At 57.0% G+C, this 16830-nt stretch carries 13 protein-coding genes and 1 pseudogene; 7 read left to right on the top strand and 7 right to left on the bottom strand.

Features of this window, described 5'->3' with window-relative positions; genetic code table 11:
• Positions 1–255: 255 nt before the first annotated feature.
• Positions 256–2016, bottom strand: coding sequence for a PAS domain S-box protein (locus ACIQUB_RS28980; RefSeq protein ID WP_402934907.1), 1761 nt, complete (start codon positions 2014–2016; stop codon positions 256–258).
• Positions 2017–2391: 375 nt separating this feature from the next.
• A complete protein-coding gene (locus ACIQUB_RS28975; RefSeq protein WP_402934748.1) occupies positions 2392–2841 on the bottom strand; it encodes a DUF2383 domain-containing protein in 450 nt (149 codons plus the stop codon).
• Positions 2842–3294: 453 nt separating this feature from the next.
• On the opposite strand from ACIQUB_RS28975, the gene ACIQUB_RS28970 reads away from it, so the two are divergent.
• The 6 genes from ACIQUB_RS28970 (at position 3295) to ACIQUB_RS28945 (ending at position 7077) form a co-directional block, all read left to right on the top strand.
• Positions 3295–3660, top strand: a complete 366-nt coding sequence (locus ACIQUB_RS28970) for an RT0821/Lpp0805 family surface protein (protein WP_402934745.1) — start codon at positions 3295–3297, stop codon at positions 3658–3660.
• 94 nt (positions 3661–3754) lie between these two features.
• The gene (locus ACIQUB_RS28965; protein ID WP_402934742.1) at positions 3755–4108 is read left to right on the top strand and encodes a hypothetical protein; all 354 of its coding nucleotides are present in this window, start codon (positions 3755–3757) and stop codon (positions 4106–4108) included.
• Positions 4109–4228: 120 nt separating this feature from the next.
• Positions 4229–4465, top strand: a complete 237-nt coding sequence (locus tag ACIQUB_RS28960) for a DUF6894 family protein (protein ID WP_018899438.1) — start codon at positions 4229–4231, stop codon at positions 4463–4465.
• Positions 4466–4653: 188 nt separating this feature from the next.
• A complete protein-coding gene (locus ACIQUB_RS28955) occupies positions 4654–6084 on the top strand; it encodes a PAS domain-containing protein (protein ID WP_402934738.1) in 1431 nt (476 codons plus the stop codon).
• A 241-nt stretch (positions 6085–6325) separates the two neighbouring features.
• A complete protein-coding gene (locus tag ACIQUB_RS28950) occupies positions 6326–6517 on the top strand; it encodes a CsbD family protein (RefSeq protein ID WP_402934735.1) in 192 nt (63 codons plus the stop codon).
• Positions 6518–6894: 377 nt separating this feature from the next.
• Positions 6895–7077, top strand: coding sequence for a hypothetical protein (locus ACIQUB_RS28945; RefSeq protein WP_018899441.1), 183 nt, complete (start codon positions 6895–6897; stop codon positions 7075–7077).
• 209 nt (positions 7078–7286) lie between these two features.
• On the opposite strand, the gene ACIQUB_RS28940 is transcribed toward ACIQUB_RS28945, so the two are convergent.
• From ACIQUB_RS28940 to ACIQUB_RS28920, 5 genes and pseudogenes are all read right to left on the bottom strand, one after another.
• Entirely contained in the window at positions 7287–7565 is a 279-nt protein-coding gene (locus ACIQUB_RS28940) for a hypothetical protein (protein WP_402934732.1), read from the bottom strand.
• Between the two features lie 316 nt (positions 7566–7881).
• On the bottom strand, positions 7882–10155 hold the full coding sequence (locus ACIQUB_RS28935; RefSeq protein ID WP_402934729.1) for a glycosyltransferase: 2274 nt from the start codon (positions 10153–10155) through the stop codon (positions 7882–7884).
• A complete protein-coding gene (locus ACIQUB_RS28930) occupies positions 10152–13382 on the bottom strand; it encodes a glycosyltransferase (RefSeq protein WP_402934726.1) in 3231 nt (1076 codons plus the stop codon). The genes ACIQUB_RS28935 and ACIQUB_RS28930 overlap by 4 nt, the downstream gene beginning before the upstream one ends.
• A gap of 1 nt (position 13383) precedes the next feature.
• Positions 13384–14529, bottom strand: a pseudogene (locus tag ACIQUB_RS28925) (glycosyltransferase family 1 protein); the annotation flags it as partial.
• Between the two features lie 39 nt (positions 14530–14568).
• Positions 14569–15753 (bottom strand): glycosyltransferase, encoded by a 1185-nt coding sequence (locus tag ACIQUB_RS28920; RefSeq protein ID WP_402934723.1) that lies wholly within the window; start codon positions 15751–15753, stop codon positions 14569–14571.
• A 333-nt stretch (positions 15754–16086) separates the two neighbouring features.
• Here ACIQUB_RS28920 and ACIQUB_RS28915 point away from each other — a divergent pair, with 333 nt between their 5' ends.
• A complete protein-coding gene (locus tag ACIQUB_RS28915; protein WP_402934720.1) occupies positions 16087–16275 on the top strand; it encodes a hypothetical protein in 189 nt (62 codons plus the stop codon).
• Positions 16276–16830: the final 555 nt, after the last annotated feature.

Here is a 16830-nt window from a genome sequence, read left to right as displayed (position 1 = left end):
CAGCTCGATCGCGGCTACTTCGTTTCCAGGAAGCATGCCGCAGCTTGCCGGCTGCGCCGTCGCCTATTTTGAGATTAGCCAGTGATGCCGGGCAGATGGGATGTTCGTCGAAATCGGATGGACGGCATGCGTCGACGCATTGCGCGTGGCAAGTCCCGATCAGCTGCAAGCATGCTGGTGTGGTTGCGAGGAAGCTACCCTTTCCCGCGCTAGCGATTGGTTCGCAAGTCGGCCTGCCAGAGCAATATTTGGAACCTACACGTCTTGTGCCAGCACAGCCTCGATTTCGCAAGCGACACCATCAGGATTGTACGAAATAGACGACTGACCGTTGATCTGAGCGGCGAGAAGCCGCTCGATGAGACGGCTACCGAAACCTTTGCGGGTCGGAGGCTCCACAGTCGGACCGTCCCGCTCGATCCAACTGAATCGCAGCCGACGACTGGCTTGCGAATATGTCCATGAGATCGAGACGGTACCCTGGGAAACAGACAAGGCCCCATATTTGGCAGCGTTGGTTGCGAGTTCGTGGATTGCCAGCGAGAACGACACGACGGCCTTTTGCGGGAGAAGCACCGGGCCACCCTCGACATCGAACTTCTCAGGGGGATAGGGTTTCAACACCTGCTTTATCAGCTCAGCGAGATCGGCACGCTGCCAGTCGTTGTGTGTCAGAAGGTCATGAGCGTGCGCCATCGACATCAGTCTCGCGTTAAACGAGGCTACACTGTCGGCTCCGTCCCCGTCGCGGTCCAGGGTCTGCCGTGAGATCGCCATCACCGTCGCGAAGACGTTCTTGACCCGATGATTGAGTTCTCCGATAAGCACTCGCTGCAAGCGCTCGGCCTCTTTGCGGGCGGATATGTCCTGAGACATTTTCGATGCGCCGATTGCCCTACCACTGCTGTCGTAGATGGGCGATACGCTCAGCTGAACGTCGACCGGACGTCCGCTCTTACTAAGTCGCTGGGTTTCGTAGCGATGGATGGTCTCGCCTGCGCTGATTTTGGAGAGGATCTCCGTCTCTTCGTCGCGCCTGCCTTCTGGAACGAGCATGAGCACTGTTTGCCCGATCGCCTCTTCACGGGTATATCCGTAAAGCTTTTCCGCAGCAGCATTCCAGTTCGTGATCCTCATATCCATGTCGATGCTTAGGATCGCATCGTTTGACGATGCCACTATCGAGGCAAGTTGTCGTTCGGACTCCTGTGCGGCCTTGCTCGCCGATATGTCGATGGCAATGAAACCGACCTGCCGGACCGCTCCGTGTTCGTCCTTGAGTGCCGCGACCGAGATAGCCGTCCAAACGAGACCACCGCTCTTGCAAACGCACCGCTTCTCCATGTCGAAGCTTGCGCCCTCTGATATTAGCTGCTCGAACCGTCGCTCCGTCTCCGGCAGATCGTCAGGATGCGTAATATCTTGGAACCTGATACCGACCAGTTCGTCGGCTTCATAGCCTAGCATCTCGCTGAAGCGTCTGTTGACGAAGACCATTCGACCCGAGAGATCTGTCTGTCCGATCCCAGCCGCCGATTGAGAGATGAGAGCGCGCAGACGCTCTTCGCTTTCCTTCAGGGCAAGCTGCGATCGGACGCGCTCGGTCGTCTCGTTCACGATGCAAAAGACACCGCGAACCTTGCCGCTTTCGTCCCTGATGGGGGAGTACGAGATGTCGAAATAAACGTTTTCCGGGTGTCCATGCCTTTCGATGTAAAACGGCCGATCCTTGGCGGAGACGGTCTCGCCTGTGTGGAGCACCCGTCTGAGCATCGGCTCAAGATCATCCCAAAGCTCGGACCAGTTCTCCTGTCCAGGCCGCCCGAATGCTCTTGGGTGGCGCGTGCCGATGCTGGGCGCATAAGCATCATTGTAAAGCGCGACATACTGATCGCCCCAAAACATCACAATCTGGGCGTGCGACGGGAGCATGAGGTCGACTGCGGACCTCAGACAGGCAGGCCAGTCACCTGGCGGCCCAAGGATGTAGTCATCCCATGCGCCACTCTCGATCATAAGAGCAATGCCGCTTTTTGCACCTTGCCCCTTTTGAGTTACGTCCGACACGTGTGCTCTTCCACTGTTCGAGCGAATTGACATGCGCGCCAAAAAGTAAGTGATTTCTGATAGATCGCAAGAGCTAACCTGAAAGGTCTAGATAGGTCCATGCCGTAGAAAGTAAGGCCTTTGCGTCCTGATCACGAGGTGACATCCAAAAAGTAGGACTATTTCACCGGAATACAATCCAGCCAAGGGCGCTCCACCCTTCATGGTAAGCGCCCTTTTTCACCCGGACGTCAGCGACGGTCGCGAAAACATTTCGCGGCGAAGCCGACAATCGTTGTTCGGTTGGTTGCACAAACTTGACGTGTTTGCGACCACGTCACGAGATCAGAGGGTTTTTGCTGTTGTTTCCATCCAAGCGCGATGTTTTTCCTCGTCCTGACGTGCCTTCATAAAAAAGGCCTTTGATGCCGGAATTGCATCCTCGTGCCGGGCGGCTCGCTCATAGGCGGTGACCGTGTCTTCCTCGTTGGTCTTCATCGCCTTTAGGATGGCAGCGTCACCCATCATGTCGGCAAGCGCAATCTTGCCGGTCGTCAGCATTTGCTTCATATCGCCTTCCGTCGGCGCCTCGATGCCCAACTCTCGGGCCATTTCCTTAAGAACCTGCACATGCTCGAGATGGTCCTCCTTGAAGACCGTAATCTTGCTGGCCAGTTCCCGACTGTCCAAACGCTCGATGCACGAATCGTAGGCGGCGATTGCATCATGCTCCAAAAAAAGGAGGTTCTTGACCAGATCCTTGATCTCGGACTCGTTGCCCACCATGGTTACCATGCTTTTAAGTCTCCTATGTTGTCAGAGCATGACCAACCTGCAGACGCCATAGTTGTTCCAATGGATCTCTAGCTCGGGATGGCGGGATAGGCGACCGGATAGACAGAAGGGAGCTGCTGAGCCTCGAGATGGCGGCGTCGCCGTCGCGCGATCTCAAGCGCAGCTTGATTGCTCCTCGCGGCTTACTTGAGTGTTGAATGACATTATAGAGCGGTTTGGTGCTTCAACATCGGCTACCCGCGTGAAACTGGTAAGTCCCCAGTCGCGGCAATGGACCAGCATGGCGCCGTACAAAGCCACTCGCGATTTGGTCTTAAACGCGCGAAAGGATGGGCAACGTTCGTTTGGCCAGGACCTAACACGTTTTCGCATCGACACAGCGCTATCGACGTGATCGGCCCGTTTGTAGACACAATCTAATGGCAGTCCCGCAAATATCACTGGAGCAGCAACTTGCCAAAACATTTGATCTTGATTTCTGCACTACTTGGCGTACTCGCCACCGGCTGCGCTTCCCAAGAGCCACTCGAGACAACCTCCGCGACAAGTCCGACATCCGCGAGCGCTCCGGTTAACGATCGTACTGTCATTGCTGAAGCTGTCGGCAACGCATCAGCGGGATCGAAACCGCTGGCCTGGGCAAACCCGGAAACCGGCAGCGCTGGCGTCATCGAGCATGTCGAAAATACCACCGGCCAGGAGACTGGGTGCCGAAAATTTACGACAAGTCAGCAAGCCCTCGGCGGAAAAACTCGGTTCGACGGTGTCGCTTGCCCCTCCGGCCAATCGTGGAAGCTTAGCGGGGAAAGCGCCGATTGATCACGCTCTCACAAGGCATTAGTAAAGCCGTCAATATCGTCGAGGTTGCCATCGAAGGCAGTCTTCCGAGCTCGATTAAAACAGGATAGACGGATTGCCGGAGTACCCGATCACGCCCGATAAGCGATATTTCGTCGTCCGCGGTCGCCTGTGGCGGCAGGCTAACCCCGCACTCGACGAAGATACTCGCGATCGTCTGGTGGCCGAGCTCATGGCTGCCCGGCGCGCCGTTCGCGGTGCGACAGCGGGTAGCAGCGAGATGGCGGAAGCACGTGGCCGTATCGACGATGCCAAGGTGGCACTTGGCGAGCGGGGAGCTCCATGGTGGACCGATGGCGCTCCCGACTACAATCGCTACCTCGCCCGAAATACCCCTTACGCTGATTGGTATGCCGAGTTGCGAGATCGTTCATTCACAGCGAAACAATCTTGCGATCTGAAACGTTAGTTGGATCAGTCGGTTACTAATTGCCGATTGAGCAGCGAATGGACGGGCGAGTTGAGACATGGTCAACGCGCGGCTTCGTGCGTCGTGCTTATCCTGAAACGATGTCGCGGAGGACCAGAGTTGACCAAATACTTCTTTCACCTGCGGACCGATGGCATCCTCGAACTGGATGAGGTTGGCGCGGATTTCGATACAGACGACTTGGCTGTTGTGGATGCGTCCAACGCTGCCCGCGAGATGGTGCTCGATGCGGTCATAACGGGAGATACTCCCCTCGTTCAGCAATTCGAAATCACACGCGAAGACGGCACGCTGATCGGCATCATACCAATCCAGGCGGTCATTCGTCTCGGGTAGCAATTCCCAGTTGCTTTGGGTCTTGCACAGACAGAATTCGCCTGAAAAAACGGCTTCGCCCGGGTTTCTCTTTCCACGGGCGGTTTTTCTTCATGCGAAGTACGCACATCGCAGCGCGGCATATTCCTCGAGATAGCCTTCTCTCCGAAGGCAGTGACAACGGAACATAACGTGTATATTAATTGGTGATGGACAGTATCGAAGAACGTCGGATCGACCGCGAGATCAATCAAGTAAGCTCAGGTTCCGATCCGTTCGCGGCCGCGATGCGAGCCTCTCGGATGCCGATGATCATCACCGATCCCCGCCGGCCGGACAATCCGATCATATTCGTGAACGAGGCCTTTGCCGCCCTCACGGGATACAGTCGCCAGGAAGCGCTGGGGCGAAACTGCCGTTTTCTCCAAGGACCAGGAACGAATTCGGACGACGTCGACAAGATCAGACAGGCAGTCGCGGAGAAGCGCCCCATAGAGATGGATCTTCTCAACTATCGCAAGGACGGTTCGCTGTTCTGGAACAGGTTGCTCGTATCACCTGTCTTCGATGACGGAGAGCTGACCTATTTCTTCGCCTCTCAGTATGATGCGACCTTGGAGAGGACTGCGCCGTCGCGTCCCGAACAGCAGGACCTGGAGGCGACGCTCCAACGCCGGATCGCCGATCTGACGGCAAGCGAGGAGAGGTTGAACTTCACCTTGAAAGCCGGAGGTCTCGGCGTTTGGACTCTGGACGTCCAAGAAGGCCGGCTGGTTTGTTCGCCAATCTGCAAGGCGAACTTTGGACGCGAGCCCGCCGAAAACTTCACCTATGAGGATTTAAGAGCCTCAATCCATCCCGACGACCTGGAACGTTGGCAGCAAACGGTTGGATCCGCGCTGGAATCCGATGGCAACCTTCATGTGGAGTACAGGATCGTAAAGCCAGACGGAAGCCTCTCCTGGATCGAAGTGCGGGCGGAGACGAAATTCGACGAGGCGCGGCGGCCACAACAGATGAGTGGTGTCTCGATCGACACGACCGAACGGAGGCAGGCGGAAGCCTACCGGACGATGATGGCTCAAGAAACAGGTCATCGGATGAAGAACATGCTGGCGATCACTCAGTCGATCGTCAACCAGTCGCTGCGCGCCGACGAGCCGATTGAAAGCATCAGGTCGACAATATCGCAACGTCTGGCTGCCCTGTCCCGCTCCGCCGACGTTCTGCGCGGCCGAGAGTTCGAAAGCCTAGGCTTGCGGGAAATCGTTCAGCAGGCAGTCGCGCCGTTCAACGAGGCCGGCCGCATCGCGTTTGACGGACCTGACCTGGACGTCTCCCATCGATCGAATACCAGCCTTTCGCTCGCTCTGCACGAGCTTGCGACAAACGCGGTCAAGTACGGCGCGCTCTCCGAGCCTCAGGGCCGCGTGGACATCCACTGGAGCGTTACCGGAGGCGACTTCGTGTTCCAGTGGAAGGAAACCGGAGGGCCGGTTGTGGTAGAGCCGGAAAGGCGCGGATTTGGGACAAAGCTTATTCAAATGCTCGGCGCGAGCCTTCGGGGCGAGGCAGACATCGACTTTCCTTCCGACGGTCTCTTTTTCATCGTGACAACGTCAAGAGACGCGCTGACTTAGGCCTTCCGGGCCCCCCTACTCGCAAGCCGAGGGGAATTTCCTCGCATGACGGCGGCAGTCGTGCAGCCATCCCAGCGATTTGCAGGGGCGGCTTGGTTTGCGGACACCCGGCATGCCCCTGGATCCTTTTTGCAGGCCGTCACGATCGGACAGCCTCCAATGAAGGATGCCGGCCCGCGGAACAAAAGAACATTTATCCCGTTTATTCGGCGAGACGCTTCTGTCTCTGAGGAGAAGTTACATGGGTAGCACCAGCGACAATATTTCCGGTAAGGCAAACGAATTGGCCGGCCAGGCTCGACAGGCTGTCGGTAAGGCGATCGATGACAAAGAAATGCAGGCCAAGGGCGCCGTCCAGGAAGCCAAGGGTGATGCTCAGCAGGCCAAGGGCAACGCGAAGGACGCGGTAAAGAACATTGTTGACCGAGCCTGATACACTGTCAGGTCAAGGAAGGCGCGCCAATGCGGCGCGCCTTTAACGTCGAGTAAACGTCGCCTGCCTGCTAAATGGTAAAGGTGGCGACCATTGTTGAGCTGCCGTGCATGGAAAGCGGTCTACGCCGCCAAGGCCACGCTCGATGAAAGCAAGCCACTGTGGCGGATGGACGGTGATGCTTTTGACGCTCACCATGAGTGCGTATCCGCTCTTCACCGTAGCGCGCCAGCCGATCAAGCAATCGAGTTAAGACAGCCGGGCATCACGCCGGCTTTACACGTATACCTTCAACGAGATCTTCTGCGGCGCTCGCCTTTTGTTGGAACCGTCAACGCGGTCGCGGGTTTCCTGTGGCCAAGATGAGGAGCGCAAACATGACAAGTGACAAGAAAGCCCAGCAGGCGATCGAGAAGACCGGGAAGAAACCGATCGACATACAGGAGCATCCGCCGGCAGGGCCTCATGACAAGGATCAACTCCAGGACGAGAGCAAGACCCCCGGCGCTGGAACTCTGCCGGACAAGGGCGAGGAGAGCGTGTCGCCGGGCAGTGGCTGACACGGATCACGATGCGGGTTCGGTCGGAAGTGGCGTTGGCCTGGGCGGCGGGCAAGCCACCGAGAAAGAGTTTAGCAGCAGTTCAACAGCTTTGCAGTATCCGTCGCCTCATAGGGGGGAGTGAAGACAAATAGATTTAGTCGCGGTCGCGTCAAAGGCGACCGAGAGTTTCTGTTCGCCGACCTTCGAGGATGAGAAGCCGGTCGGCGTCAGTGGTGCGTCTCGTGCAGGCTCCGGTTAGAATATTGGTGAACCAGCATGATCCCTTGCTCAAGAAGAAGCTCGGCGGCCGGGAGGTCGCGGATGCCGAGGTGCCCAGACAGGCCTCGGATCGTACTGGCCACGCATGTCGAGTTGGTGGCGAATAGAACGTCTCCCGCGTCTTTGGCTTCTTCTGCGGTGGCCTCGAGTGCATCGGCGACCGTGTCGAGCAGACTGGTGCGCTCCACGATCGTCATTTCGTTCAACGTCTTGGAAATTGCGTTCATGTTGATCTCCTCGCGTGTGCCCGTAGGTCGCGGTGTCATAGCTGAACATTGTTGGCGATGATCGGGAGATGGTGCGCGCAGGCTGCATAAGCAAGGAATAGCTGCCACGCAGCTCACGCATGGCAGCAGCTCTCCAATGTCGGCGCGCACCTTCTCTCGGCGCCGGCGGTCGGGACCTTAGATTTCGTCTTTCGACCTTTATCGTGCAGCGGTCGCCTTGTCGTCACGTGGCGGGGGACCGCGTCATCCAGCCCGACGGTGTATGAACATATCTAAAAAACTAGGCCCCTTTAATCCACGAGCGATCCGTGAAATGTCATTTTCCCACGCCCAACGACCGTGGGCCGCGTGTCGGGAACAAAGTTTCCAAAGCTTCTGCAAATTTTCTATCCGCGACGGTGCGGCGATCACCCAGGATCCCCGTAGACAGAAGGCCATTCTCGCACGGACGATCGTCGTCCCATCCCGGATGATTGACGATTGGATATAGGCAAATCCCCTCCATGGGCACGCCCTGTCGAATAGCTTGGCGCGTCTCGTTTGCCACATAAGTGATCCAGGAGGCTCGCCTGTTTCCCTCAATGCCGGTCTCGGCGATCATAATTGGCCGGCCGTAGCGAGCATAGGTCTCAACGAGAATATTGCGTAGGGGCTTATAGTCGCGGTGCTCTATGTCGATCGGGGGACCGCCATGTATCCATTGGTTGTTGAAGTAATAATTGACGCCAATGACATCGAGATATTGCCGTTTTCCGCCAAGCTGTGGCCACATCCGCCCTTCGATCATGTCCCAGGCCTGGAATTGAGACAGGCGGTGTCCTTCCGCCGCCGCGGCGTCCCAAGGTCGGTGACGATCCCGGACGACGTTGATGCGCGGCTCGCAATGGACAAATCGGGCACGAGGATCAACGTCGCGTATGGCATCCATCGCAGCAATGGCGGCCCGGACCAGTTGCACCTTCAGTTCAAATCCCCTGCCATGAGCGAACGGATTTAGGTAGCGTGCATCCCCTCCGCCCCAGGCCAAGAAAGAAATTTCGTTCACCGGACAGTAGAACGGCACCAGATCGGTCTCTTCTTCAACGACTTGCGCGCATGCCCTGGCAAACCGCGCGAACCGCTCGACGAATGCGGGGGACCAAATGTCGATGTCATCGGGCCACCCGTAATGAAGAAGGTCCCATATGACCTGCGTTCCCGATGTCGTCGCCGCTCTGAGCATCGACCTGACACTTGACCAATCGTAGACGCCATCCCTCTCGATCAGGTGCCACCGGAATCCATCGCGGACAGTTCTGATGCCGAACTCCTGTAGCTGGACGTAGTCATTGTAGGCGTAATCATCGTGCCGCGTCGCCCGTATCACGTCCAATCGCTTGCCCATGATACTCTCGTCTCGTGGACGCAAGCGGTGCGTCGAACATTCGAACCCTGCTTGCAAGAAGGATTTGAACACCCTTGATGATTGGCTCACCTTCTGCTCTGTCATCACGTCGCAAAAAAGGCGCTCCCACTGTGGAATGACCGCGCTCACACTGTAGTCCTGGACAACGCGGCGTCTGAGCGCTTCACCCATCCTACGACGCTCGGCAGGCTGCAGAAGATGTCGAATAGCAGCCGCGACCGCGGGTGGGTCGCGATAAGGCACGACAAGTCCCGACAGGTTATTCTCGACTTGCTGAAGCACGCCGGGGTCGGGCGTGACAATGACGGGAAGGGCTGCCGCCCCCGCCTCGGCAACGACGTGGGGCATCCCCTCGCCTTCGGACAGCCACACAAAGATGTCCATAGCAACCATGAGGTCGGGCACATCCGTACGATCGCCAAGAAACTGCACAGAGGCGTCAAGACCCAGAGCGGACGCCTGACGCGCAAGTTCGACGGCATAGTCGGCGTGAAATGCGTCCGGGCCGCCAACGACAAGGAACGTCGCGTCCTTGGCTTCCGTCTTGACGAGCGCCGCCGCGCGGATAAAGTCCTGCACATTCTTTTTAGGATCCAGCCTTCCCACCCAGCCTATGAGAACCTGTTCTTCCTTAATACCCAGCCGTTGCCTGACTGCGTCACGACGCGCTTGATCAAACTCGCTCAGATCGACCATGGACGGGATCTCGATCGCATCATGTTCTCGATCGGGCATTTTTGTGGCCGCGGCGTCGCGTATTGATCGACAAACACCAACGTACTTTGTGGTGAAATGTTTCGGCCCAGCCTGAGCCTCGGAAACTAAGCCACCGTGTTCGATAAGGGGTGGTCTAAGATAAAGGCGCTCGAGAGCGGGATAGATATCTGCCACATTCTGGCATGACACGACGATGTCATAGCCGGAAACCTTGTCCGCCAGATATACGACGGTGTCCTCGAACGACATCTCGTAAGGCGCCGTGTCGACGTCCACGCCCAGTTCAGACAATTGCTCATGTGTCTGATCGGGCATGCCGGATTTGCGAAAGCATGCGACGACGTCGATCCGATAGACCTTCGGATCGAGATTGGCAGCCAGAAGTCGAACCTCTGTTTCCTCGCCGCCCACGACCAGCCAAGCGAAAACAAACAATATCCGGACAGGTGATTGCTCTGGCTCTGTCATTGGTCCGCCTTGAAGACGACCTGGATAAAATCCGGCCTCTCATTGATGAGCGTGTGCAAAAAGCGCGGCCCTTCCGACAAGGGTACGAGATGTGTGATGAGGTGCTCGCGGATGGCGTCGCCATGGCTTTGAAGCAGACTAATTGTTTCCTGAGCAAGTCGCGTTCTGTTCCACGAACCCGCTACCGGACGCGGAACCCTGTTTATTTGCGCGCATTTGATGTTCAGACCGTTGTGGTGAAATTCCTCGCCAAGCTTCAAGGCGGATGCTCCACCTTGGTAGAAAGCCAAATCGATCACCGTCCCTTGCGGACGCAACGTTTTCAGTGCGTTGTTGAGACTTTCCGACGCGGCTCTGGTCTGAAACACGAAATCGGCGCCTCTCCCCATTGCGCCATCATGCCATCTGGCCTTGGCATGTTGCCAGACCTCCTCTTCCGTCATGGCAGTCAAGCCGAGTGCTTGCGCCCTCTCGCGTCTGAAGGGCGAGGGATCGCATATCACCACGTCCGATGCACCCGCGTTCAAGGCAAAAAGTGCCGTCAGCATTCCCACAGAGCCTGCACCGTTTACCACAACTGGCCGCCCAGACAGGCTGGCACCCAGATAGGGCACGCTTGCGCCGAAATAGTCTGCGTCCGCATGAAGGATACCATTGGCGGCGATTGGGCCCATCTGCGCGACGAATATTCCCAGAATGGGATCGAGATCGGCGGGGTGGGCGACCAGCACTTCGTGTTCTGGGTTGGCGGTGTGGCCGGTCTTATGACCGAATGTCCCCGATACAATCTGCCCAGGGAGGAAGCCCCTGGCATCGGATTCGGACACACGGGCGACTTCCATATATCCGAGAAAGGGTACCGGGTATCTCAAATCTGGTTCGTTCGATATGAAAACGCCGCGGTGGCCATCGAAGCGAGAGTGAAAATACGGATTGGTGTTCTTGAGAAAAGTCATTTCCGTTCCGGCAGACAGGCCGGTGTAAAGTGTCTCTAGCCTGACATGGCCGGGTGCAGGTGGCCCCTCCTGGTATTCAGTGAAATAGGCCTCGCCGGGGCCACTGACGCCGAGCGATCGGATAATCCGGTGCCCAGGTGGTAACCCCTCCGGTTCGTCGTTATTACGGGGCGACGATCTCAGTGGAGCAAGCAGTTCCCGTTCGAATTGCTTGGTATCGAGCTTGATCGGCTGGCCGCTTGACACCGAGGACATGACAGCGGTCGCAAGACGGTGCGTGACGATGGCGTCGTCGTAGGGGCATCTTATATTGTTTTGAAGCCCCTTTACCGCATCGACGAAATCGCGGTCCTCGCGCCACACAGGGTCACCGTCAGCGCCGCGCACGGGACGACCACGACCGACGTCGACCATTATGTCGCGGTCGGTCAGTTCGATCGCAAGATTTTCCGCAAATATATGCAGTCCGACGCGGTGGCTCCATCCAAGCAGGCATGTCGACGATACGTTTGCGAGAACACCCGTCTCGAAGGTCAAGCTCGCCGTTGTTACGGTGGGAACATCCAACCCTGGGTAGTCCGGGCGATCCTTGTGGCCCGCGCGTCCATAAACGTCTGTCACTTCTCCAACCAGAAAACGCGCAAGGTCAAGAAGGTGGGTCGCCTGCTCGATCATCTGGCCTCCCGACTGGTCCTCCTTCCACCACCATCTTGGCGGCGGCGTGGAATCCAGCCAATAACCGGACAGAAGCTGTGCAGGATTTTCCCTTAGCAGTTCACGCGCCTCCTCCACGGTATCGAGATAGCGCCAGTGGTAGCCAACGGCGGTGATAAGTCCGCATTCCTTGACTTTGGTGGCGATCTGTTCAGCAAGCGCCAAGTCTTTTGTAACAGGTTTCTCGACAAAGAACGGTATAGCTCTTTCGATGAGATCAAACTCGGCATTACCGTGTGCGAAAGGCGGGATGCAGATGTAAACGGCATCAAGCCGCTCGTTGTCCAACATCGCGACGTGATTGTCATAGGATCGCGCACCGAAACGGCTTGCCGCACGATCGGCGCGAGATAGGTCGGGATCGGCAAAGCCAACGATCTCAACATCTTCGAAGTTCGCTAGAATTTCCAAGTGGCGGTTCGCGATGCCGCCGACGCCTATAAAACCGATCCGGGTGCGGGCCATGGTTTCAGTCTCCAATGATGACGTATCGACAAGATGTTTTCGGTAAACTTCAGCTGTTTCATGGGTCATACGAGACGAAGTAAAGTGCGCCTCATAACGCTCTTTCTGCGCGATGACGGTGGCTTCGCGGTCGTTGAGTGCGGCTAGACACATGCGGGCCAGCGCGGGAGCGTTACCAGGTTCCACCAAAAAAGGATGGTCGTTGCCTAAAGCTTCGACACTTCCGTCGATCCTGGTCGCCACGACAGCCAAATTCGCAGACATGGCCTCCAATACGGCAAGCGGCAAACCTTCGAAGCGCGAGGGCAGGACGAACAGATCCGCAAGGTGCATGAGTTCGAAGACGTCCCGACGGTTGCCTAAGAATCTTACGGCCTGTTCAACCCCAAGTTCTTTGGCCAGCGCCTCAGCCGCCGTCTGCTCCTCACCCGTGCCGACCAAGACCAGGACCGCTGAAGGGATGGTCTCAAGCACTTCCTGGAAGGCCTTCAATAAGGTGGTGTGATCCTTCTGTGCTGTGAACCTGGCCACCGTCAGGATAACCGTCTTTCCCGAAAGGCCGAGCTCCTCGGATTTAAACGTGCGGGACACCGACGCAACGCATGGCTTCACGCCGTTTTTCACAACAGTGATTTGCCCGCTTGCTATACCAGCGGCGACATAGGACTTTTTGGAGGATGTCGAAACAACGATGTGCTGGGCAACGAGCCTACAGTCCTCGAGGTATTGCCGCTTTTGCTCGGCGTCGGTCAGCAGATAGGGGAGATGCTCGGTTCGGATCACCGGAACACCCGACGCACTCCCCGCACGCACGACATCGTGCCCTTCCCACCCGATCCCGGCGTGGACATGCAGAAGCGCGGCATTGCTTTTCGACAGCCATCTTCGAAACTCGTCGTCGTCTGCGGCTAACCTAATACGAAGCCCGACCCGTGCCGCGCGTGGAAGAAGGCCCGTCCTGTCTTCTCCGACTATCGCAACGGTGACGTCGAATTCCGTTGAAAGCCCCTCACCCAGCGCAAGCATATGCTCGCCGACACCGGACGGGTCTCGACTATCGGTCGCAAGGACGACGCGAGGCTTATCAGACATGAAGTTCACGCAATGCAGCTTCTTCTACAAGCGCTTCCATGGCATCGAACGTCTTCTCCCAGGACGATTGGCGAAGTTTGCTGTCGACGACGTCCAGCCATCCACGGGTGCCCTGATCTATCCGACATGCAGCATCGCACGCCGCCACGAAGTCTTGCGTGCCGTCCACGAGGAATACGCCGGGCAGGCCCTCATAGGAGGCGACAACATCTGTTATCCGGGTGCTAACAACCGGCAATCCGGCGGCAAGATATTCAGGGGTCTTGGTCGGGCTGATGAATTTCGTTGCGTCATTATGAGCAAAGGGCATTAGCGCCACGTCCCAGCCGCTCATGTAAGACGGGAGCTCGTCATACTCTTTTCGACCAAGAAAGTGGATATTTGCGGCACGAGGAAGGTCGTCGTCCGAAATCTTGACCACTGGACCGACGAACACGAAAGAATAGTTGGGGCGAGCGCGCGCGATCTCCGCGACAAGCCCCAGATCCGTCCTTTCATCAATCACACCGGCATAGCCAAGCCGTGGCGACGGTATATTTTCCTGATCAAGCGGACTGCGCTGAATGGACCTTGCTTGCCCAAAGTGCGTGATATCGACACTAGACGGATAGCAGTGGATGTTGCCGTGGCACTCGGCCCGAGAGCGATAAAGGCTTTCACCACCTGTGAAAACCACGTCTGCACGCGCCAGAAGCCTTTGCTCTGCCTCCCGTATGGAGGATGGGGCGAACTTGAAATTCGCCAGCTCATCCATGCAGTCATAGACGACGGCTTGCGCCTCTACATGGCTGGCGATGTCGCACATCATCGGCGTGTAGAACCATAAAACTGGTCGCTCGATCCTCGCCAGCTCAAGCACCTGATCGAGGAGGTCTGACAGAGTTTTAAGCCGTTTGCTCTCGGGCCACCAATGCGGAACCCTCGGACGTATAGCCTTCACTGACGAGCCCTTGAACGTGTGGACCTCATAATATGCCAGGTGGTGATCTGTCGGGATGTATTCCTCGAAAAAGATGACGTCTCTGGTACGGGAGAACCTCTCCATCAAATGCTGCGGTCGCTGGAACACAAAATCCCACCGCAGGTGCGAAAAGCAAACAATTGGGGCGTTTCGAGGCGGCGTGTTGAAGGCACTTACAAGGTTCATCGCGGTTCCCCGTGCGCTGTTGTGCCGGTCAACCTGCGTTTAAAATCTTTGTTCCTTTCCCTTGAAAATATGCCGTCCTTTCTTCGTCGACAGGATTGCGTTCGTCAGTTTTTCAATCGAGTGCTGCCATACCCAGTTTTCAAGGACAGCCTGTCTCGGAGAGAACCGTCCAATATCTCCTAGGATATCGGCGAACCCTGTGTGAAAATTCTCCGCGGTTCGCGTCACACCGGTTTCGCGTCGGATGTATTGGAGACCGCACTTCAGCTTTGCATTCGCCAGGACTGGTATCCCCGCGAGCATATACTCGGTGATTATAGCGGGAGCACCGTCGTCGATGCCGCAGACAACACCAAGTCGCGATTGGTTTATCAGCTTGTTTAACGCGCTATAAGAGACGCCGGGAGGCTCGATAAAGTCTACATCAACTGCGAGCCTGTCGGCCATGGCTTTCAGGTCGTCGACCAGTTCACCGTATCCGCAGACGCACAACGCCTTCAGTTTCCGTGGGAATTTAGCAAGCGCATCGAAGAGGATGTCATGACGCTTGTATGGCTGTGCGGCTGCGATGTAGATGACATCATATATTTTTTCCAAAGGCAGCGGGCCGAACATTGTCGGGGACGCAAACTCGGGCCCAATCGGTAGCACGATAGTCTCCACGTCCGGGTAAACTTGCCGAACTTCATCTGACTGCCATTCAGCTCCCGTGATAACCAAGTCGAAGTGTCGCCCCACTTCAAAAGGTACTCTCAAGGATGGGGCATCAATCGAATTGTAGATTTTGAAGCTGGAAGAGCACGCGGCCATGACGTCTTCGCTTACGCCCAGGCCCCACACGCATAGCAGCTCTGGCGCACCGAAGGCTTGGATGTGGCCAATCATGTCGTTTGAGTTGAAAGGCGCTGCAAAGCCGTTCATCTGGAAGGCACGCCGCCGCAGCGGCGAGGTCACGTCCCGAGGTTCAGACGGAAGCTCGCCACCCCTCCAATGTGTCCAGATCTCCGCTTCGTCGACCAACCCGGATTTGACGCACGCCAATGGCAACCGCTCAAGATAGCTTCCCTCAACTGGAAAATCTGAAATCTCAACCTGCCCGGCCGCTTGCGGAACGGCCTGCCATTTGTCCCGATACCATTCAACGGATGGTCGCGGCTCTTCATCAAAAGGGCCCTCTTGGTAGTCGCTGATTACGACAACGCGCGAGGCATGTTCTTTTACCATTTGGTATCACCATCGATTGCAGCGGAAGGACCAAGCCAGGAAACTGATCGTGGCGAACCGTTCCTTCTGAGATGCGTCACTCTCGCATGTCTGGACGTGAGATGGCCGAAAGAGGGTGAAGGACATCCCATGAAGAGCTGGTCGCCGTCCCCGTTCTCTCCCTCAAGCCTGAGCGACTCCCTCGACAACCGAACCTTTCCGAGCGGCCGTGATGCGAGGGGGCAGATTGCTTTCTTCGAAGTGCCCTGTTCACCCGTTCTGTCGGGATCGTCCTTTTTCTAGAACTATGCCTGTTTCCTCGACGCTAACGCTGCTCCAGGATGTCGGTTCCCTATGGCATTGATCCTCTCAAGGATCGTCGCTCTCCCCTATTACCAAACCGAATCCGGGTTCTTGCAGGCAGGCCATGAAGGCATGCACGATCTGGGTGTCGGCAAGGGTCCAAGCATGCGTGCACTCGGTTTTGTATCGCCGGATATTCAACGAAATCTTGCGACGGTCGTACGCGTGGTCCATCGGTGACCATCCTTCCATCCGTCGGTCGGATCATGTTGCTGTGTCCCCGAGCGCTCACCGGCTCTCAGCGCGCTGCTGACGCGTGCTGGATGCCTGACGCAGCCAAGCTGCATTGCGTCTGGTGAGCCGACTTCTGCATGGATACCTCGAAGGTACTAGGCCCGCTGGTGAAACTTAATCGGCGGCTAAACGTATTCCGATTGCCGAACCCCAACGTCCGCACCTGTTCGGACGTTCGGCCTGACGAAGAGGAGAGCGCGACAGCTCTCCTCTTTCTTCGTCGAAGCGGGACAGCGGATTGCGACGCGGTACGGCGGAGAAGGGCACTGTTTCGCCCCGGGCCGCAAGCCCATGCTTTCTTTGCTCTCCGGGACGCCGCATCTTTCGAGTTTTATAGGCAGCGATGGCTTTTGGTGTGCCACCGCCGAAGCGGCGACGCGACCCACCGGTTAAATGGGCAAGCCCGGGCGTCTTCCTCGCGCTCTTGACAGGCAAAAAGGCTGCTCCGAGCAGTTTCCCGCTTCATCATTAACGGCGACAAATCCAAGCCCAGAGGTCGGG

Source organism: Rhizobium sp. NPDC090275 (assembly GCF_044772225.1).
Lineage (GTDB): Bacteria > Pseudomonadota > Alphaproteobacteria > Rhizobiales > Rhizobiaceae > Rhizobium.
Note: the sequence above shows the minus strand (reverse complement) of the source record. Positions and strands in the feature narration are given on the sequence as shown.

Bases quoted from the DNA above. Each gene is read 5' to 3' on its own strand.
- ACIQUB_RS28975 (WP_402934748.1), bottom strand. From the start codon at position 2,841: ATGGTAACCATGGTGGGCAACGAGTCCGAGATCAAGGATCTGGTCAAG.
- ACIQUB_RS28915 (WP_402934720.1), top strand. From the start codon at position 16,087: ATGGCATTGATCCTCTCAAGGATCGTCGCTCTCCCCTATTACCAAACC.
- ACIQUB_RS28950 (WP_402934735.1), top strand. From the start codon at position 6,326: ATGGGTAGCACCAGCGACAATATTTCCGGTAAGGCAAACGAATTGGCC.
- ACIQUB_RS28920 (WP_402934723.1), bottom strand. From the start codon at position 15,753: ATGGTAAAAGAACATGCCTCGCGCGTTGTCGTAATCAGCGACTACCAA.
- ACIQUB_RS28935 (WP_402934729.1), bottom strand. From the start codon at position 10,155: ATGACAGAGCCAGAGCAATCACCTGTCCGGATATTGTTTGTTTTCGCT.
- ACIQUB_RS28945 (WP_018899441.1), top strand. From the start codon at position 6,895: ATGACAAGTGACAAGAAAGCCCAGCAGGCGATCGAGAAGACCGGGAAG.
- ACIQUB_RS28940 (WP_402934732.1), bottom strand. From the start codon at position 7,565: ATGAACGCAATTTCCAAGACGTTGAACGAAATGACGATCGTGGAGCGC.
- ACIQUB_RS28930 (WP_402934726.1), bottom strand. From the start codon at position 13,382: ATGTCTGATAAGCCTCGCGTCGTCCTTGCGACCGATAGTCGAGACCCG.
- ACIQUB_RS28955 (WP_402934738.1), top strand. From the start codon at position 4,654: ATGGACAGTATCGAAGAACGTCGGATCGACCGCGAGATCAATCAAGTA.
- ACIQUB_RS28980 (WP_402934907.1), bottom strand. From the start codon at position 2,016: ATGATCGAGAGTGGCGCATGGGATGACTACATCCTTGGGCCGCCAGGT.